The 18,462-nt window shown below is 66.8% G+C and carries 15 protein-coding genes; 1 reads left to right on the top strand and 14 read right to left on the bottom strand.

The window, feature by feature from the left end:
* Positions 1–25: 25 nt before the first annotated feature.
* The 14 genes from BM002_RS16045 to BM002_RS15980 all read right to left on the bottom strand — a co-directional run bounded on the left by BM002_RS16045 (position 26) and on the right by BM002_RS15980 (position 16,605).
* Complete coding sequence (locus BM002_RS16045) at positions 26–2,059, bottom strand: DEAD/DEAH box helicase (protein WP_092783566.1); 2,034 nt, start codon at positions 2,057–2,059, stop codon at positions 26–28.
* A gap of 111 nt (positions 2,060–2,170) precedes the next feature.
* Positions 2,171–2,446, bottom strand: coding sequence for a hypothetical protein (locus BM002_RS16040; RefSeq protein WP_092783563.1), 276 nt, complete (start codon positions 2,444–2,446; stop codon positions 2,171–2,173).
* Between the two features lie 145 nt (positions 2,447–2,591).
* Positions 2,592–3,512 (bottom strand): acetamidase/formamidase family protein, encoded by a 921-nt coding sequence (locus BM002_RS16035; protein WP_092783560.1) that lies wholly within the window; start codon positions 3,510–3,512, stop codon positions 2,592–2,594.
* Positions 3,509–4,669, bottom strand: a complete 1,161-nt coding sequence (locus tag BM002_RS16030) for a M20 aminoacylase family protein (protein ID WP_092783557.1) — start codon at positions 4,667–4,669, stop codon at positions 3,509–3,511. The genes BM002_RS16035 and BM002_RS16030 overlap by 4 nt, the downstream gene beginning before the upstream one ends.
* A 1-nt stretch (position 4,670) precedes the next feature.
* Positions 4,671–6,296 carry an amidase gene (locus BM002_RS16025; protein WP_092783553.1) on the bottom strand — a complete coding sequence of 542 codons (1,626 nt, stop codon included), beginning with the start codon at positions 6,294–6,296 and terminating at the stop codon, positions 4,671–4,673.
* The gene (locus BM002_RS16020) at positions 6,293–6,976 is read right to left on the bottom strand and encodes a FadR/GntR family transcriptional regulator (RefSeq protein ID WP_092783550.1); all 684 of its coding nucleotides are present in this window, start codon (positions 6,974–6,976) and stop codon (positions 6,293–6,295) included. The genes BM002_RS16025 and BM002_RS16020 overlap by 4 nt, the downstream gene beginning before the upstream one ends.
* Positions 6,973–7,707, bottom strand: coding sequence for a DUF1028 domain-containing protein (locus tag BM002_RS16015; protein WP_092783547.1), 735 nt, complete (start codon positions 7,705–7,707; stop codon positions 6,973–6,975). Before BM002_RS16015 ends, BM002_RS16020 begins: the two co-directional genes overlap by 4 nt.
* Positions 7,704–9,491 carry a gamma-glutamyltransferase family protein gene (locus BM002_RS16010; RefSeq protein ID WP_245749295.1) on the bottom strand — a complete coding sequence of 596 codons (1,788 nt, stop codon included), beginning with the start codon at positions 9,489–9,491 and terminating at the stop codon, positions 7,704–7,706. Before BM002_RS16010 ends, BM002_RS16015 begins: the two co-directional genes overlap by 4 nt.
* Before the next feature lie 10 nt (positions 9,492–9,501).
* Complete coding sequence (locus tag BM002_RS16005) at positions 9,502–10,368, bottom strand: ABC transporter permease (RefSeq protein WP_092783544.1); 867 nt, start codon at positions 10,366–10,368, stop codon at positions 9,502–9,504.
* Positions 10,368–11,312 (bottom strand): ABC transporter permease, encoded by a 945-nt coding sequence (locus BM002_RS16000; RefSeq protein ID WP_092783542.1) that lies wholly within the window; start codon positions 11,310–11,312, stop codon positions 10,368–10,370. The genes BM002_RS16005 and BM002_RS16000 overlap by 1 nt, the downstream gene beginning before the upstream one ends.
* Before the next feature lie 69 nt (positions 11,313–11,381).
* Positions 11,382–12,890 carry an ABC transporter substrate-binding protein gene (locus BM002_RS15995; RefSeq protein ID WP_092783539.1) on the bottom strand — a complete coding sequence of 503 codons (1,509 nt, stop codon included), beginning with the start codon at positions 12,888–12,890 and terminating at the stop codon, positions 11,382–11,384.
* Positions 12,887–13,996, bottom strand: a complete 1,110-nt coding sequence (locus BM002_RS15990) for an ABC transporter ATP-binding protein (protein ID WP_092783536.1) — start codon at positions 13,994–13,996, stop codon at positions 12,887–12,889. Before BM002_RS15990 ends, BM002_RS15995 begins: the two co-directional genes overlap by 4 nt.
* The gene (locus tag BM002_RS15985) at positions 13,993–14,961 is read right to left on the bottom strand and encodes an ABC transporter ATP-binding protein (RefSeq protein WP_092783949.1); all 969 of its coding nucleotides are present in this window, start codon (positions 14,959–14,961) and stop codon (positions 13,993–13,995) included. The genes BM002_RS15990 and BM002_RS15985 overlap by 4 nt, the downstream gene beginning before the upstream one ends.
* Positions 14,962–15,192: 231 nt before the next feature.
* Complete coding sequence (locus tag BM002_RS15980; protein WP_245749294.1) at positions 15,193–16,605, bottom strand: RtcB family protein; 1,413 nt, start codon at positions 16,603–16,605, stop codon at positions 15,193–15,195.
* 283 nt (positions 16,606–16,888) lie between these two features.
* Here BM002_RS15980 and rtcR point away from each other — a divergent pair, with 283 nt between their 5' ends.
* Positions 16,889–18,454: an RNA repair transcriptional activator RtcR gene (gene rtcR / locus BM002_RS15975; RefSeq protein ID WP_092783533.1), complete on the top strand. Its 1,566-nt coding sequence runs from the start codon at positions 16,889–16,891 to the stop codon at positions 18,452–18,454.
* The last annotated feature ends 8 nt before the right edge of the window (positions 18,455–18,462 follow it).

Raw genomic sequence — 18,462 nt, 5'->3', positions numbered from 1 at the left:
CCCCCGAAATAATTTCACAAAGGCCTCAGCCCTTGGACGGGCCCTTTTGCGCGGCCTTCTTTTCGGCGGCCCGGGCGCGGTTTTTCTTGCTGCTGGGCTTGCCGACGGGGGTCTTGCCGGGCGCGGGTTTGCCGGGCTTGCCGCCCTCGGGCTTGGCCCAGGGTTTCGCGCCGGGCTTGCCGGCGGTCTTGGTGCGCGGCTTGCGGTCGGGTTTGCCGTCGGGCCGGGGCGTTCGCTTGAATTCCTCGACCACGCCTTCGGGGCGGTCCTGATGGGGTTTGCGCGGCTTGGCGTTCGGATGGGCGACCTTGGGCTTTTTCGGGCGGGGCGCCGGATCGTCGTTCCATTCGACGGGTTTCGTCGTGCCCTTGGACTTGGCATTGTAAGCGGGTTTGTCGGCTTGCGGCGGCGCGCTGTCATAGGCGGGCTTGTCGGCGCGGGGCGGGCGGTTGCCGCCCTCGGGCTTGCGGTAAGCCGGGCGCGGGCCTTGGGCCGGGGGCGCATCGGAGGGGCGGACGGCCTCGCCCTCGATCTCCATCGCGGGGCCGAGCGATTTGGTGAAGGCTTCGGCGGTGGCCTCCGAGATCTGGAAGAAGGTCTCGTCCTCCCGGATGCGGATCGCGCCGATGTCGTCGCGGGTCAAACCGCCGGCCTTGCAGAGCATCGGCAGCAGGCGACGGGGGTCGTGATGCGCCTTGCGCCCGCCCACCATCGCGAACCAGCGGGAGGGGCCGAATTCCTGACGACGCTCGGGCTTGCCCGCGACTACTTCGGACAGATCCTCGGGCGCGGTCTGGCGGGTAGCCATCAGGCGCAGATAGGCGGCGGCGAGTTGCTGGGGCGTGAAGCGCGCGGCCAATTCATTGACCACGTCCGATTCGTCCTCGGTGATTTCTTCGTGCCAGGCCGGATCGTCGAGAACGCGCTCGCGGTCCTTGGCGCGCACCTCGTCGGCGCCGGGGGCAGGGGCCCAGGTCGCCGACAGCTTGGCCCATCCCAGAAGGCGGTGGGCCTTTTTCTTGGCGGCGGGCGGTACGATCAGGGCGCTGACGCCCTTGCGCCCGGCGCGGCCCGTGCGCCCCGACCGGTGCAGCAGCGTGTCCGACCCGGTGGGCAATTCGGCGTGGATCACCAGATCGAGGTTCGGCAGGTCGATGCCTCGCGCCGCCACATCGGTCGCCACGCAGACCCGCGCCCGCCCGTCGCGCATCGCCTGAAGCGCGTGGGTACGTTCGGCCTGGGACAATTCGCCTGACAGGGCCACAACAGAAAAGCCCCGGTTCGACAGCCGGGTGGTCAGGCGGTTCACCATGGCCCGCGTGTTGCAGAAGACGATGGCATTGGGCGCTTCGTGAAAGCGCAGGACGTTGATGATGGCGTTCTCACTGTCGCGGGCCGACACCTCGAGCGCGTGGTATTCGATATCCGCGTGCTGGGTCTTGCCGGTGACGGTGGCGACGCGCACGGCGTCTTTCTGATAGCTTTCGGCCAGTTTGGCGATGGCCGCGGGAACCGTCGCGCTGAACAGCAAGGTCTGACGGTCTTCGGGGCATTCGCCCAGGATGAATTCCAGGTCTTCGCGAAAGCCGAGGTCCAGCATCTCGTCCGCTTCGTCCAGCACCACGGCGCGGATCGCCGTCAGGTCTATGGAGCCGCGCATGATGTGGTCGCGCAACCGGCCCGGCGTGGCCACGACGATATGCGCCCCCCGGGCGAGCGCGCGGCGTTCGTCGCGCATGTCCATGCCGCCCACACAAGACGCGAGGTCAGCCCCTGCCTTGGCATAAAGCCAGGTCAGTTCGCGGCGCACCTGAAGCGCCAGTTCCCGGGTCGGCGCGATGATGAGGGCCAGGGGGCTGCCCGCCTGGTCGAACATCTCGTCGTCGCCCAGAAGTGTGGGTGCGATGGCCAGGCCGAACCCGAGTGTCTTGCCCGAGCCGGTCTGCGCCGAGACGAGCATGTCCGCGCCTTCGAGGCCGGGCTCCAGCACGGCGTCCTGAACGGGGGTGAGGGTGACGTATCCGCGCTCGGACAGCGCTTCGGCAATGGCTTGTTTCACGTGAGGTCCTGACCGTCATCGACCCACCGACAGGGTGTCGGTCGGGGCAAGGGTCCGCTGCTACGCCGAAAGGCCCGTCATGTCGAGAGTTGGGCCGCATTCGCCGTCACGTCAGCGGGTTGTCTGCCGCCGGGTGCTCAGGGAGCCGCTTGGATCGTGACGGTGAAATCTTGCCCGGACCCGTCGACGCTGATGGGCAGCCCACTCGGCAGGGCGGTGGCCAGCTGTGCGCCGGACGATGATGACACGACTGCCGTCGAGATCGAGGAAGAGCGGGTTCAGCTCGAACACCGCGTCGGTGGCAATGTCCTGCCCGGTCGCGAGATCGCGCAGGACAAGCGTCCCCGTCTCGCGCGCGACGGCAAGCAGGTGCGAGCCGTCGCCCAAGGTGTCGAGCGTACCGTGACCGTCCAGCCAGTCGCCCGGCAGGGTATGGGAAAGGGCCCGGTCATGTGGAGGAAGGTCACCCCCTTAAGCACCCGAATCGACCCATTGCGCGGGTCGGTCAGGGTTGTGCCGGTTTCGGTCGGCGTCAGAGCAGGGCCTTGGCCATCATCATGTGCACGCCCTTCTCGCGGTTCACCGTCTGCGTCACGCGCAAATCGCCTGCCAATGAGCAGAGCATATAGGCTTCCTCCCGCGTGATCCCCGCCTTGTCCGAGACGAGCGCGATCATGTTGCGCGTCGCGGTGCGGGCGCAGTCATCCAACGATGCATCGGTGGCCAGCGTGATCCAGTGGGTCGGCGTCTCGGCCAGGATCACGGGAGGCATGTCATCGCACAGGGTCAGGCGGAAGCGCCCTTCGAGCGCGGTTTCGATGGCTGTGACGTTCACCTCTCCGTCGCCCTGCGCGCCGTGCCCGTCGCCGACGCTGAAGAGTGCGCCTTCGGCATGGATCGGCAGGTAGAGCGTCGTGCCCGCGATCAGCTCCTTGCAGTCGAGATTGCCACCATGGGCGCGCGGCTCGATCGTGCTGATCCGACCCCAGGCGGGGGGCGGGGCGACGCCCATCACCCCGAAGAACGGGGCCAGCGGCAGGTCGAGGCCCCAGGGCATCCGCGCGGTCATCGCGGCCTTGTCGAGGGGGATGTTGACCTGCGTCGTTTCGTGGAAATCCATCGGCAGGGTTCCCGCGAGGGGGCGGATGAAGTTGTAGCCCCAGTTCTGCCGAAGGCCTACGTCGAGAATGTCGATTTGCAGCACCTGACCCGGTTTCGCCCCTCGGACAGCAACCGGGCCGGTCAGGATATGGCCCGGGGCGGCGGGCACCCCGGCAGCGTGGATATCGTGCAGTTCTGGCGGCACGTGAAAGCCGTCGGGCGGCAGGGCAGTCGGCCCGCCCGACACGGTGCGGATGGTCACCTCATCCCCGCTGGCCACCTCGGCCACGGGTGCCAATGTTGCGTCGAAATAGCCCCAGTGCACCGTCGCGGGAGAGGCTTCGACGATCATGCCGAAAGTCTCTGTTCGGCAAGTTCGACCCACCAGGAGCAGCCGACGGGAATGATCTCGTCGTTGAAATCGTATTCCGGGTGATGAAGGCCCGCGCTCGGCCCGTTGCCGACCTGGATATAGGCCCCGGGGCAGGCCTGCAGCATATAGGCGAAATCCTCGCCCCCCGTGGTGCGCGGGGCTTCGGTATTCACGTCGCCCGCCACGGCGCGCGCGGCAGAGGCGGCATGGCCCGTCTCGGTCTCGTGGTTGACCATCACGGGATAGGGCACTTCGTCGAAGGCCAATTCAGCGGTCGCACCATAGGCCGCGGCGGTCGCGTCGATCAGCCGTTTCATGTCGGCGATGCATTTGTCGCGGGTGGGGCCGTCGAAGCTGCGGATGGTGCCGCGCAGGGTGGCCATGTCGGGGATGACGTTGAACGCATCGCTGTCGGTGCGGAAGGCGGTGACCGACACGACCAGAGGCTGCTGCGGATCGGTGTTGCGGCTGACCACGGATTGCAGCGCCATGACGATGGCGCTGGCCGTCAGGGTGGTGTCGACGGTGTTGTTGGGCCGCGCGGCATGGCCGCCACGCCCCTTCACGTCGATGCGGAAACTGTCGACGGCGGCATAGAAGGGACCCGAGCGGATGGCGAATTGCCCGGCAGGCAGCAGGGGCGAATTATGCATGCCGTAGATCTCGGTGATGCCGAAGCGCGGGATCAGGCCGTCCTGCACCATGGCGTCGGCCCCGGCGCCGCCTTCCTCGGCGGGCTGGAAGACGACCGCGACGGTGCCCGCGAAGTTGCGCGTCTCGGCCAGGTACTTTGCCGCCCCGAGCAGCATTGCGGTGTGACCGTCATGGCCGCAGGCGTGCATCTTGCCGGGTGTCTTGCTGGCATGGGCTGCGCCCGTCGCCTCATGGATGGGCAGGGCGTCCATGTCGGCGCGCAGGCCGATGGTTTTCCCCGGTTTAGAGCCTTTGATGAGACCTACGACTCCGGTGCGTCCGACCCCCTCCACCACCTCGTCGCAGCCGAAGGCGCGCAGCTTGCCCGCCACGATCCCGGCGGTGCGGTGGACGTCGTATTGCAGCTCCGGGTTCTCGTGCAGGTCACGCCGCCAGGCCGTGATCTCGGGCAGCAGTTCTGCGAAACGGTTGCGGACGGGCATGTCAGATCTCCGGTCTGATGTGGTGGACGTCGAAGGCGGCTTCGAGGGCTTGGCCGACCGATAGCATCGGCCCCTCGTTGAACAGCCCGCCCCAGAGTGAAATCCCGTGGGGGACGCGGTGCAGGGTGCCGTCCGTGGGCCGTGCCGGGCCGGCCGATGACCCGAGCGCACCGGGCGGTCGCGTGGCAAGCCGGTCGAACCCGCTGCGCAGGTGCAGGCAGGGATGGCCGGTGAAGTTCGTCGCGGTCAGCATGTTGGCGGTGCCCATGGGGCCGATCACCACGTCACAGTCCCGGAACAGCGCGTCGACGGCCTGCATCACGCGATACCGCAGGCGGTCGAGTTGCACGTGATCGACAGCCGACAGGAACCGCGCCTTGCGGAAGGCATTGGGCCAGGCGGGCGCGTCCTGCCAAGTCAGCTCATCGTCGCGGCCCGACAGGGTGAGGTTTTCGAAGGCGGCGGCAGCTTCGGCGAAAAGCACGTTGGTCAGGCTCTCGTAGGGGAGGTCGGGCAATGTGAGCTCGACAGTCTCTAACCCCAGCGATTTCGCGGTATTCAGAGCCGTGCGGTCCAGGTCGGTCGCCCCCCCGCCGAATGCTTCGGGCAGATAGCCGAGGCGCAGCCCGGCCAGAGGTTTGCTTGCATCCCAGTGGAACGGTGCCGCGATGCTGCCCCGGTCGGCGGTATCGCCCCCGTTCAGCACCGACAGGACCAGCCCGGTGTCGGCGACCGTCCGGCAGATCGGCCCGACCTTGTCCAGCGACCAGGCCAGCGGCATTGCACCCGCGCGCGACACCCGCCCGAACGTCGGGCGCAGACCCGTGGTGCCGCAGCGCTGCGAGGGCGAGACGATGGAGCCGAGCGTTTCCGTGCCGATGGCAAAGGCACAAAGACCCGCCGCCGTCGCACTGGCCGATCCGGCAGAGGAGCCGCTCGACCCTTCCTCGGGGTTCCACGGATTGCGCGTGCGGCCCCCGTACCAGAGGTCGCCGTAGGCCAGCGCGCCCAATGTCGTCTTGCCCAGCAGGACCGCGCCCGCCCGGCGCAGCTTGCCGACGATGGTGGCGTCGGTGTCCGGCACACGGTCGGCATAGGGTTCGGCGCCCCAGCCTGTCGTCACGCCCTTGGTGTCGAACAGGTCCTTCAAGCCGTAGGGCACCCCGTGCAGCGGCCCGAGCGACACGCCTTCGCGGGTCAGGGCGTCCACCACCTCGGCTTCGGCCCGGGCGATGTCGGGGGTGACGGTGGCCCAGGCGTTGAGGGTCGGGTTCAGGCGGGCAATCCGCGCGAGATAGATTTCGACCAGTCGCGCCGAGGTCAACGCGCCTTGCCGGATCCAATGTGCCAGATGGGTGACGGGTGCAAAGGCGATGTCGTCGTCATCGTCGGGCAGCGGCGCATCGACGGGCAGCAGGCGCAGCATCCCGGTCCCCTGGGGCATGACGAAACCGGGCAGGCGTGGGTCGAAGGTGCTTGCGGGTGGCGCATCGCCAAGGTCGACGCCGCGTCGGACGCGGGCGCGGATGATCTGCGCCTCGAGATTGTCGAGCATCAGGGCCCGTTCGTCGATGGTAAAGGTGACGCCCAGGATCGTTTCGGCGGCGGCAATATCGGCGGGCGTCATTCCCCCGCCTCGCGCAGACCGTCGGTGAATTCGGTCTTGAGCGCGGTGAACCGCGCGGACAGGTGGTCATGCATCGCTTGTCGCGCGGCGTCCGGATTGCGCGCGGCGATGGCGTCGATCAGAACCTCGTGCTCGCTTTGCGGCACGGTCAGGGATGTGCGGCTGCGCGCCCGGGCGCGGACCTGCACCCAATCGGGGTTCGACCGGATGCGATCGAGGAGGGCAAATGCCGTGAGCAAGGGTCTGTTGCGGGCACATTGCGCGATCAGGCGGTGAAATGCGCCGTCCCAAAGCTCGATCGTCTGGGCGTCGGCGGCCACATGTCGATGGGCCAGGGTGCGCAGGCGGGCGAGCTCTTCGTCGGTCATCCGCGTGGCACAGAGCGCGGCCAGCTCCGGCTCGATGCACAGGCGTGCCTCCATCACCTGGATCGGGTCGGTTTCCCCCGCGATGCGGGCGGCAAGATCGCCGGTCGGGTCCTCGGGTTGCCCGGCATAGGTGCCCGACCCCTGTCTGCGCCAGACCAGCCCCTCGGTCTCCAGTTGGTCGAGAACCTGTCGGACCACGCGGCGGGAGGTGTCGAAGCGTTCGGCCAGCGCCCGCTCGGTGGGCAGGCGCCCGTCGGGGGGCAATTCGGCCTCGATCAGCTGGGTGATGGATTGGCGAAGGGATTGGGTCATGTCTCGACGGCGTGCGATTGGCTGGGTCTGCCCGAGGCTATCCGCTGCGCTTCGGCTTGGGCAATGGCCGCGTCGATGTGGTCGCGCGTCGGACTGCCGGAAAAGGCGGCGCGGGTCGGTATGCCGAGGGTGAAATGCACATAGCGTTCCTGCGCCACCTGCCAGAGCCGGTCCAATTCGCCCAGGGGGTCGGCATGGTCGTCGGCGCGCAGCGACAGCCAGGGATGATCTTCGCCCCGGTGGATGGTCAGGCCCGCCGCCTGTCGCCCGCGCTTGTCGCCGCCCGCCGCTTCGCCCGCTTTCATCGCCGCGATCAGACGGTCGGCGAAGGGACCGCTGGCCTTGGTGAAGGCCTGTGACGTCGCTTCGATGACCTTTGACCCGGCCAGCATGTTGCCCGCAACGGAATGGTCGTCGCGGATCAGGTGGCCCGCCCAATCGACGCAATCGCCCCCGGTGTGGGCGGCGAAGTTCCCTTGGGCGTCGATCATATGCGCCTGCCTGATGGCCTGGCCCTCGTCACGCGCCACCAGATCGGCCAGCACGTCGGCAGCAGGTTCGGTTTCCAGGCGCGCGCGGCCCTCGGTGCCCCAGATCGGGTTGCAAAAGGCCTGACTCGCCACGGCAGTGCGAGGGCCCACGTAAGGAACGACCGCGCCGCAGGCGAAGAACTTCGACGCGACGATCAGCCCGATGTCGTCTCCGTCGCGCGCGATCAGGCTCCAGGTCATCGGCCCACCGCATAGGCCTGCATCAGGCGCGGGGTGGCCGCGGCGCGCAGGGTGCCGTCCGGTTCGCGCAGGGCGGCGGTGAGGCGTCCGACGGACCAGGGTTCGGCCACGTGGACGATGTGCCCGCGTGCGCGCAGACCCTCGATGACTGCCTCCCCAAAGGCGGGTTCAAGCATCATTTCTGCGGGCTTGGCCTCGCGCGGATAAAAACTGCCCTGGAAGTGCATGGAATGGAACAGCGGCGCGTCCATGCAGGCCTGAAGCTCCATGTCCCAATGGACAAAACGCAAGAACCAGACGAGTTGCCACTGATCCTGCTGATCGCCGCCGGGGGTGCCGAAGACCATCCGCCGCCCGTCGGTATGGGTAGCCAGCGACGGGGTAAGGGTGGTACGGGGCCTGCGACCGGGCGCCAGGGTGGTGGGAAGACCCTCCTCCAGCCAGAACATCTGCGCGCGGGAATTGAGCGGGAATCCGAGGCCGGGCACCACCGGGTTCGATTGCAGCCAGCCGCCCGAGGGGGTGGAGGCGACCATGTTGCCCCAACGGTCGATGATGTCGAGGTGGACGGTATCACCGCGCTTTTCCGTCAGGTGGGCCATTGTGGGTTCCTGCGGCGCGGCATCGGCGGCCCCGAAATCGCGCGCGGCGCGGGCGATATAGGCGTCGGCCAGATGCTCCAACCCCGGCACGCGCCCGGGCCGCTGTTCGGTGCTGGCCTGCGCGGTGATCAGCTTGGCGCGGTCCGTGTTGTAGGCGTCGGACAACAGGTGCTCCATCGGGATCGTCGAATGGATCGGATCGCCATAATAGGCCTCCCGGTCGGCATAGGCGAGCTTCATCGCCTCGATCACCGTGTGGACGAAGTCGGCCCCCATAGGGTCCATCGACGCGAGGTCGTGGTGTTTCAGGATGGCCAGCGCCTGGAGCAGCACGGGGCCTTGCGACCATGGGCCGGTCTTGTGGACCGTCCAGCCGTGGTAGTCGTAGTGGAGGCTCCGCTCGTAGGTGGCTTCCCAGCCCGCCATGTCGGCGCGGGTCAGGACGCCGCGATGCTTTGCGCCCGACACGTCCATGACTTCGGCGTCTGTCAGGAAGTTTTCGATCGCCTCGGCCACGAACCCGACGGACCATTCGCGGCGCGCCGCGTCGATCTGGGCGACACGGTCATCGCCCGCCGCTTCGCCGGTTTCGACGAGGCGTTCGTAGGTGCGGGCGAGGTCTGGGTTCTTGAAGAGCGCGTTGGGTTCGGGGGCCTTGCCACCGGGGGTCCATGTGTCGGCCGAGGTGGGCCAATGTTGGGCGAAATAGGCGGCCAGACCGGCAATCTGGTTGGCGACGCGGGGCAGGACGGGATGGCCGTCGCGCGCATAGCTGATGGCGGGCTCCAGCACCTCGCGCAGGGTCATGGTACCGTGGTCGCGCAGCATCAGCATCCAGCCGTCGAAGGCCCCGGGGATCACCGTTGCCAGAAGGCCGGACCCGGGGATGAGGGTGAGGCCCTGCGCCTTGTAGTGCGCCAGCGTGGCACCGGAGGGGGCGGGGGCCTGGGCACAGATCACCTGAACCTCCTCACCCGCCTTCTGAAATATCGCGGGCATGTCGCCGGCGGGGCCATTCAGATGCGGCTCCACCACTTGCAACGTGATGGCGGTGGCCACGGCGGCGTCGAAGGCGTTGCCGCCGCGTTCCAGCATCGACATCCCGACGGCGGACGCGATCCAGTGGGTCGATGTGGCAACGCCGAAGGTGCCGCGAATTTCGGGACGGGTGGTAAAGGTCATGATGGGCCCTTCAATGTTCGCGGGGGTCGAGGGCGTCGCGCAGACCGTCGCCCAAAAGGTTGAAGCCAAGCACCACAAGGAAGATGGAGATGCCGGGCCAGAGCGCCATCCACGGCGCCTGATTGAGGAAGTTCTTGGCGGTGTTCAGCATGGACCCCCAGGACGGCGCGGGGGGTTGCTGGCCGAGGCCCAGGAACGACAGCGACGCCTCGGCGATGATGGCGGTGGCGATGGTCAGCGTCGCCTGCACCAGGATCGGCGGCAGCACGTTGGGCAGGATGTAGCGCGACAGGATCAACCGGGTGGGCAGGCCGATGGCGCGGGCGCTGTCGACGTAATCCTCCACCTTGATGTTGATGACTTGGCCCCGTGTCAGGCGGATGAAGACCGGCGTGGCCGAAATGCCGATGGCGATCATCGCATTGGTCAGGCTTGGCCCAAGGAAGGCGGCAAGCGCGATGGCCAGGATCAGGAAGGGGGCCGCCAGCAGCGCCTCGGTGCAGCGGGAAATAACGGCGTCGGTCCAGCCGCCGAAATAGCCCGCCACGACCCCAAGCGGCACGCCGATGGCGACCGCGATGCCGACCGAGATGACGCCCGCCAGCAGCGACGCCTGCGCGCCCCAGATCATCCGGGACAGCATGTCGCGTCCGATTTCGTCGGTTCCCATCCAATGCGCCGCCGAGGGCGCCTTGCGCACCAGGCTCCAGTCGGTGGCCGCCGGATCGGGGATCGGCAGGATCGGGGCCAGAAGGGCGATGGCCACGAAGAACACCACGAGGATGCCGCCCAGCATGGCCGATTTGTGGCTGCGGAATTTCTTCCAGACCCGGTTTTCCGGCTTGGGCAGGTCGAGGGCGGGATCGGCGGCGACCATCAGGCGCTCCTCAGGCGGGGGTTGAGCAGGAAATAGGCCATGTCCGCCAGCAGGTTCATGACGATGAAGCCCACGGCGGTGACCAGAACGATACCCTGCACCACGGCGTAGTCCCGGTTGAAGACCGCATCAACGACCAGTTTGCCGAAACCCGGAATGGTGAAGATCTGTTCGGTCAGGACCGCCCCGGCGATGAGTTCGCCGAAGAGGAGGGCTGTCAGTGTGACAATGGGGGTCAGCGCGTTGCGGAAGGCGTGTTTCAGCACGACCTTCCGTTCGGACAGGCCCTTGGCCCGGGCGGTGCGGACGTAGTCGGAGGTCAGCACACCCAGCATGGCCGACCGCGTGTGCCGCATCAGCGTCGCGGCCAGCGCCGTGCCAAGGACGAAGGCGGGCATCAGCATGGTCTTGATCGAGAGCCAGAAATCCTCGCCCGGGGGGACATAGCCCGACGCGGGCAGCAGTTGCCATTTCACCGACACCAGCAGGATCAGCATGATCCCCAGCCAGAAGTTCGGGATCGACAGGCCCGACAGGGCGACAACGTTGGCGATGTAGTCGGTCACCGTGCCCTTGCGATAGGCCGAGACAATGCCCGCCGGGATGCCGATGGCGATGGCGAAGATGAGGGACATCACCGCCAGTTGCAGCGTGACGGGCAGTTTCTGGGCGATGAGTTGCGTCACCGGCTGATTGGTGCGGAACGATGTGCCGAGGTCGCCGGTCAGGGCATTGCCGATCCAGGTCAGGTACTGGATCGGGATCGGGTCGTTCAGGCGATACTTCTCGCGCAGGAATTCCAGCACCTCGGGGTCGCGCTCCTCGCCCGCCAGCACCAGCAGCGGATCGCCGGGCAGTAGTTTCTGCAACGCGAAGACGAAGACCGAGATCAGCAGGATCGTCGGGATCGCGATGGCGACACGGCGCAGGAAGAAAGCGAGCATGGGAGGCCCTTGCCTGGGTCAATTGCGGGGATGGCCCGCCCCGCGATCGGGGGCGGACCGGGGGTCACGTCACTCGGACTTCGAGACGCCTTTGAGGCGGATCATGCCGTCGGGATAGGGCACAAAGCCTTCGATCGCGCTGTCGAGCGCCCAGAGCCAGGTGTCATGCCACAGGTAGACGATGGGCAGGTCCTCACTCAGGATGCTTTGCGCCTCGGCATAGAGCGCCTTGCGCTCGGCCGTGTCGTTGGTCTGGCGGGCGGCGTTCAGCAAGCGGTCGACCTCGGCGTTGGAATAGCCCGAGTCGTTGATGCCGCCGTCCGTGGTCACGAACTGGTGTATGTTGCCGTCCGGGTCGACCCGGCCGGACCAGCCGACCAGCGATGCGGTGTAGCTGCCCGCCGACTGGTCGGCCAGCATGGTCGCGAACTCCTTCGAGGTGATCGTCAGGTTGATCCCCGCCTCGGCGACCATGGCCTGGATCACCTGCATCACCTGCTGGCTGTCCGTGTCGTTCGGGGCCTGCACCTCGATGTCGACCCCGTCGGCGAAACCGGCTTCGGCCAGCAGGGCCTTCGCGGCCTCGATGTCGCGGGTCGGCACCGGGTAGGCGGCGGCATAGAAGTTCGAGCCGGGCGAATACTGCTGGTTGCCCGGCGTGGTCACGCCGTCGAACACCACCTGGCTCAGCGCCTGGCGGTCGATGGACAGGCTCAGCGCCTGGCGCAGCAGCTTGCCGTCGGTACCGAACGGGTTGTCGGCCCTGTCGCCGTTGCCGACGTTGAACGTCATCCCGTCATAGCCGAGCGACGTCGCCCGTTCGACGATGATGTCCTCGTCCGCCTCGGCCTGCGCGAGGTCGGTCGCCGACAGGCGCTCGATCATGTCGAGGTCGCCGGACTGGAGGTTCGCGAGACGCACGGTAGTGTCGGGGATCGGCAGATAGGTGACCGTATCGAAGTTGATCGCCTCCGCGTTCCAGTAGTCGGCGAATTTCTCCAGCACGATGCGGTCCTGCGCGATCCGCTCGACAAATCGGAACGGGCCCGAGCAGATCGGGTTTGCGCCGAAGTCCGTCCCGGCCTCGGTCGCGGCCGTGGGCGAGATCATCATGCCGGCCCGGTCGGCCAGCTGCGCCATCACGGTCGCATCCGGGGCCGTAAGGTTCAGAGTCAGAGTATAGTCTCCGGTCACCTCGACCGAGGCGATGGAGGCCAGTTCCGACTTGCGGCGGCTTTCCTCCAGCGTCTGCGAGCGCGAGATGTTGTCGGCCGCAGCCTGCGCATTGAAAGGGGTGCCGTCATGGAAGACGACGCCTTCGCGCAGGGTCATGTCGATGGACATGCCATCCTCGGCCACCGTCCATTCGGTGGCGAGTTGCGGAATGATCTCCAGGTCGGGCGTGATGTCCACCAGCTTGTCGCAGAGCGCGGTATAGACGATCCGGCCGACGAAGGTGCGCGACTGGTCGGGGTCGAGGACGTCCGGGTCCTCCTGCAGGCCGATGCGCAGGTCTTGCGCCATGGCACCCGTCGCCATCAGGGCGAGCGCGGCAGTGGTGAGGGTCAGGTATTTCATGTGAGTTCCTCTCTGTCGGGGGTCTTGGATGCGACGGGGATGATCTTCGCCCCCTCCGTCGCCTTTCGATAAAGCTCCAGCCGCGCTTGCGTCGCGGGGCTTCGGCTGCTTGCGGTCGTCTGACGGGGGGTCAGGCCAAGGTCCTGCCAGTGGTGGCAGGCTGTCATGTGCCCGTCCGGTGTCGTCTGGGGCATCGGCACCTTCGTGCGGCACAGGTCAGTCGCGTGCGGGCAACGGGTGTGAAAGGCACAGCCGGGGGGCGGGTTCAACGGACTGGGCATCTCGCCCTCGATCCGCGCGCGGCTGGCGCTTCCGCGGTCGTCCGGGTCCGGGATCGCGTCGAGAAGCGCGCGGGTATAGGGGTGGCGTGGTCGCTCGAACAGGTCGTCGGTTGTCCCCTGCTCCACGATCTTGCCCAGATACATGACGGCCACGCGGTCCGACATGTGCCGGATCACGGCGAGGTCATGGGCGATCAGGATCAGGGTCAGGCCCAGGTCACGGCCGAGGTCACCCAAAAGGTTCACCACCTGCGCCTGGACCGAGACATCCAGCGCCGACACCGGTTCGTCCCCAATGATGAGCCGGGGCCCGGAGGCCAGCGCGCGGGCGATTCCGATCCGCTGTCGCTGGCCGCCCGAGAATTCGTGCGGATAGCGGTCGGCATGTTCCGGGCGCAATCCGACCTGGGCCAGAAGCGCCGAAACCTTCGCCTGCCGCTCGGATTTCGACAGGTCGGGGGCGTGGACTTCGAGTGGTTCACCGACCAGCCGTCCGACCGACATGCGGGGATTCAGCGACGAGAACGGGTCCTGAAAGATGAACTGCACGTCGCGCCGCAGGTCCGACAGGGCCTTGCCGCGCGCCGTCGTCACCTGCTTGCCATCAAACACCACATCGCCGGTCGTCGCATCGATCAGGCGCATCAGAAGGCGGGCGAGGGTCGATTTTCCGCAGCCGGATTCGCCCACGATGGCAAAGGTCTCGCCGGGGGTGATCGACAGGGAAACGCCGTCGACCGCCTTGACCAGACCCTTTTTCTGAAACAGGCCCCCGCCGGTCGGGAAATGCTTGGTGACGTTCTGCGCTTCGAGGATCGGTTTCATCCCGCCACCGCCAGATGCTGTTCCAAAGGCGCGAAGTGACAGGCGACGGCATGGCCCCCGGTCAGACGCGTGGGCGCCGGACGGGTGGCGCAGAGGGGGGCCGCAAAGGCGCAGCGCGTGCGGAACCGGCAACCTTCGGCCATCGCGTCGGTCGTCGGCACGGTCCCCGGGATCGTGGTCAACCGGGCGCGTGGGCCGGTCAGGCGGGGAACGGAGGCCATCAGGCCGATGGTATAGGGATGCTGGGGGTTCTCGAAGACCTCGGCCACGGGGCCGGTCTCGACGATCTGGCCGCCGTACATGACGGCCACGGTGTCGGCGACTTCGGCCACGACGCCAAGATCGTGGGTGATCATGATCGTGCCCATGCCGGTGTCGCGTTGCAGGTCGCGAATCAGCTCCAGGATCTGGGCCTGAATGGTCACGTCCAATGCGGTCGTCGGCTCATCCGCGATCAAAAGGCGGGGGTCGTTGGCCAGGGCCATGGCGATCATCACGCGCTGACGCTGACCACCGGACAATTGGTGCGGATACTGGTCGAGGCGTTGCTCGGGCGACGGCAGGCCCACCCGGCGCAGCATCTCGAGCGCGCGGGCGCGGGCGTCGGCGCGGCTGCATCCCTTGTGACGTTCCACCGATTCCGCGATCTGGTCGCCGATCCGGAACGCCGGATTGAGGGATGTCATCGGTTCCTGAAAGATCATGGCCATGTCGCTGCCACGCATGTCGGACGGGATGCCTTCGGTCGTCAGATCGAAGGTTCGCCCGTCAAATGTCATCGATCCGTCGGGAATGCGGGCCGTGTCCGAGGGCAGAAGCCCCATCAACGCCATGGCGGTCACGCTCTTGCCGCATCCGGATTCGCCCACGATGCAGAGGATTTCACCCGCCGCCACGTCGAGGTCGACGTTCTCCACGACACAGGCCCCCTGGCCGCGAAAGCGCAGGCTGAAATTCCGCAACATCAAGAGAGGAGGCGACTCGGTCAATCTCGGGCCTTCCGCGATGGTGAACCAATTACCTATTGGTTCAATCCACGGGGGCGAGAGTCAACGGATTCCCGCCGCACAGTCCGGCATCCGACCGGAACGCCCAAATATTGTGCAGTTGTCCGGCATTCGACCATGGCTTCGTCGGTTTTCAGCCGCTCCGACGCAATTCGACGACCCCGCCGATTGTGGCGGGATCGTCGGGTGTCATCTGCGCCCGCGCGTCTTGCGGGTGAAGCGCGGCAGCTCACCGGCCATGATGCAGCCGTAGGGGTCGATGTGGTCGACCACTTCGGCCAGACCGAAGGAGCCGATCTGCTCCGCCACAGCCGAAGCCGGCTTGTAGCTCGACGGCAACTCGGAAGCATCGACCTTGCCGCTGGCGAAGCGGACGTCGAGTCCGACGGTCTCCTCCAGCAGGGCTTCATTCGCCGTCTTCGACCCGAGCCTGCGCATATGCTCCGTCCGGGACCAGTTGCGCCCGGCCCCGTGCGGGCTGAACCCCAGGGCATGGTCCGCATCCGATCCGCGCACGATCAGCACCGGCTCCGCCATGTTGAGCGGAATGATGGTGCGTCCCTGCGCATCGGCATCCGGCGCGAACCCGTCCCAGGCCGGGGTTGCCCCCTTGCCGTGCAGATAGATGTCGCCCCGCCGGAAGACGAAGTTATGCTCGTTCCAGAACCGCTCGCCTGCCGACGCCCGCGCCGCCTCCATCGTCGCCTGATGGATGGAGTTGTGGTTGGTCTTGGTCCACTTGCGGATCAGCTGCAGCGCCTCCCAATAGGCCTGACCTTCCGCGCTGTCGGCGGGAATCCAGGCGTTCTGCTTGAGCGTCTGCGGTGAATGAAGCTTGCGATGCGCCTCTGCCACTTCCATGCCGGCCTTGTAGAGCTTCGCCCCCGGCCCGCGAGAGCCGTGATGCGTGATCAACGTGGTCCGACCCGTCGCGCGCGACCGCCCGACGAACAGGAAATGGTTGCCATCGCCCTGCGTCCCCATGTGCTCCTGCGCGGCGCGGATCGTCTTCGCGTCGCTCAGGAAGGGGTTCGCCCGGAATGCATCCAGCAGGTCGAGCGACACGGTGAACCGTTTGCCCTGCGCCCGCCCGCCGGGGCCGAAATGCGTGACTGACGCGGCGGCATCCAGGACCGTCGCTGGGTCGGCATCGCCAAGATCCGTCAGCATCAGCGAGCAGCAGATATCGGCGGAATGCATCCCGGGATGGATCGCGTTGCGCGCCGCCACGACACCGCCCACGGGGATGGTGCCGACGGGACCCGCCGGACAGGCGTCGGGCATGATCGCGCCGCCGACCACAGTCGGGGTGCGCATCACGGCACGCATGGTCTCGCGGACCTTCTCGAGGTTGCCTTCCTCGTCCGCGTCGGCGGGGATCAGGTTTTCGTGGAAGGGGATGGCACCCGCAGGATGCAGGTCGACCTGAACGGGCGGCACCGGGATTTCGCTGGCCAGCGTCTGCCGGATATCGTCCAGCCCCGTGCCTTGGGCGAGCATCGCATTCGCGCGCTCGATCAGGGAGGGGAACTGCGCCCCGGGGCGATGTCCCCACTCCTTGAGGGTGGTTCCGGTCACGGGTGTGAGGGTCAGGTCTTCCATCATTTCGTCCTCTTGGTCAGTGCTCCCCATTGGGGGTGACGGGTGGTGCGGCGGACCGGGAATGGGCCCGGTCCGCCGTCTGTCTTCGGATGCGGATTCATCCGTCGCTTCAGGTCTTTCTCTTCTGGTGAGAGCTTTCTGACATTGGACCGGATCGATTCCCAGGAAATCTGGAAAACGACGTAAAGATCTGTTATAGTTGGAAAATATTCAGGTTTGTCGAATGAAGGCGTGACATATACGATAGCTGAGTATCGTAACTTATCCGTAAGGATCGCACATCATGCGCAACGTCGTCCTCGGCTTTCTCGGCACGCAGCTGGACATGGGAAAGCGGCGGCGGTGGCGGCCCAGCATCAGCCTGTGCCAGACCGAGGGGTTTCACGTCGATCGGTTCGAATTGCTCTATGATCGCAAGTTCAGCCGCCTGGCCCACGATGTCCGACGCGAGATCGAGCGTGTGTCGCCCGACACCGAAGTCCTGCTGGTGCAGATGGATCTGGACGACCCCTGGGACCTGCAGGAGGTCTATGCCAAGCTGTTCGACTTCGCCAAGGACTACGGCTTTGACGAGGATCGGGAGCGGTATCACATCCACCTGACCACCGGCACGCATGTGGCGCAGATCTGCTGGTTCCTGCTCTCGGAATCGCGCCATATCCCGGCGGCCCTGATCCAGACCGGCCCGCCGCGCGGGGACGAGGAGATCGGGACGTTCGACCTCATCGACCTGGACCTTGGCCGATACGACGCGCTGCAACAGAGGTTCGATCAGCAGACGCGCGAATATGGCGATCTGCTGAAGGGAGGGATCGAGACGCGGAACCCCGCGTATAACGCCCTGATCGACCGGATCGAACAGGTGGCCAGCATTTCGGACGCGCCGATCCTGTTGATGGGGGAGTCGGGGACGGGCAAATCGGAACTGGCGCAGCGCATCTATGAGCTGAAGCTGCAGCGGCGCCGGGTGAAGGGCCGTCTGGTGCAGGTCAATTGCGCGACGCTGCGCGGCGGCGGGGCGATTGCGACACTCTTTGGCCAGCGCCGCAGTCATACGGGCCAGCCGGGGACAGAACGGTCAGGCCTGCTGCGCGAGGCGGATGGCGGCGTGCTCTTTCTGGACGAGATCGATGAGCTGGGGATGGAGGAACAGGCCCTCCTCCTCCATGCGCTCGAGACGGGGCGATATTATCCGCTGGGCTCCGACTCCGAAGTCACCAGCCGTTTCCAGGTCATCGCCGGTGCCTCGCGCGATCTGGCCACGCTCGTGGCCGAGGATCGGTTTCGCCTTGACTTGTTGTCGCGTCTCAACCTCTGGACGTTCCGCCTGCCGGCACTCCGCGACCGGACCGAGGATCTGGAGGCGAACCTGCGGTTCGAACTTGCCCGGGCGGAAAAGATTCTGGGCACGCGAGTCGGGTTCAACGCGGATGCCGCCGACGCCTGGCTCCGGTTCGCCCGCGCGCCCGACACGCCCTGGCCCGGCAATTTCCGCGATTTCGGCGGAGCGATCCTGCGGCTTTGTACCCTGGCCCCCCGTGGACGGATCACGCGCGCGCAGGTCGACGAAGAGGTGGAGACGCTGCGCCGACGCTGGCGCATGGCAGAAAACGACCCGGACGCCCGTCTGGTCGGCGAGGTGACGGACCTGACGCTCGATCCATTCGACGTGCCGCAACTGGCCCATGTGATCCGGATCTGTCGCACCGCCCCCACGATAAGCGAGGCGGGCCGACGCCTGTTCGCCGCCTCACGCGAAACGCGGACCAGTCGGAACGACGCGGACCGGCTTCGCAAGTATTTGGCTCGGTTCGACCTGACCTGGGCCAGCCTGCACGACGACACATAGGCACGCGG

The organism is Jannaschia pohangensis, from assembly GCF_900113875.1.
Classification (GTDB): Bacteria; Pseudomonadota; Alphaproteobacteria; order Rhodobacterales; family Rhodobacteraceae; genus Jannaschia; species Jannaschia pohangensis.
This window is presented reverse-complemented; position numbering and strand designations above follow the sequence as displayed.

What these genes read in the sequence shown, in the direction of transcription:
- BM002_RS16035 (WP_092783560.1), bottom strand. Translation starts at nt 3,512, where the DNA reads ATGATCGTCGAAGCCTCTCCCGCGACGGTGCACTGGGGCTATTTCGAC.
- BM002_RS16030 (WP_092783557.1), bottom strand. Translation starts at nt 4,669, where the DNA reads ATGCCCGTCCGCAACCGTTTCGCAGAACTGCTGCCCGAGATCACGGCC.
- BM002_RS16025 (WP_092783553.1), bottom strand. Translation starts at nt 6,296, where the DNA reads ATGACGCCCGCCGATATTGCCGCCGCCGAAACGATCCTGGGCGTCACC.
- BM002_RS16020 (WP_092783550.1), bottom strand. Translation starts at nt 6,976, where the DNA reads ATGACCCAATCCCTTCGCCAATCCATCACCCAGCTGATCGAGGCCGAA.
- BM002_RS16015 (WP_092783547.1), bottom strand. Translation starts at nt 7,707, where the DNA reads ATGACCTGGAGCCTGATCGCGCGCGACGGAGACGACATCGGGCTGATC.
- BM002_RS16010 (WP_245749295.1), bottom strand. Translation starts at nt 9,491, where the DNA reads ATGACCTTTACCACCCGTCCCGAAATTCGCGGCACCTTCGGCGTTGCC.
- BM002_RS16005 (WP_092783544.1), bottom strand. Translation starts at nt 10,368, where the DNA reads ATGGTCGCCGCCGATCCCGCCCTCGACCTGCCCAAGCCGGAAAACCGG.
- BM002_RS16000 (WP_092783542.1), bottom strand. Translation starts at nt 11,312, where the DNA reads ATGCTCGCTTTCTTCCTGCGCCGTGTCGCCATCGCGATCCCGACGATC.
- BM002_RS15995 (WP_092783539.1), bottom strand. Translation starts at nt 12,890, where the DNA reads ATGAAATACCTGACCCTCACCACTGCCGCGCTCGCCCTGATGGCGACG.
- BM002_RS15990 (WP_092783536.1), bottom strand. Translation starts at nt 13,996, where the DNA reads ATGAAACCGATCCTCGAAGCGCAGAACGTCACCAAGCATTTCCCGACC.
- BM002_RS15985 (WP_092783949.1), bottom strand. Translation starts at nt 14,961, where the DNA reads ATGTTGCGGAATTTCAGCCTGCGCTTTCGCGGCCAGGGGGCCTGTGTC.
- BM002_RS15980 (WP_245749294.1), bottom strand. Translation starts at nt 16,605, where the DNA reads ATGGAAGACCTGACCCTCACACCCGTGACCGGAACCACCCTCAAGGAG.
- rtcR (WP_092783533.1), top strand. Translation starts at nt 16,889, where the DNA reads ATGCGCAACGTCGTCCTCGGCTTTCTCGGCACGCAGCTGGACATGGGA.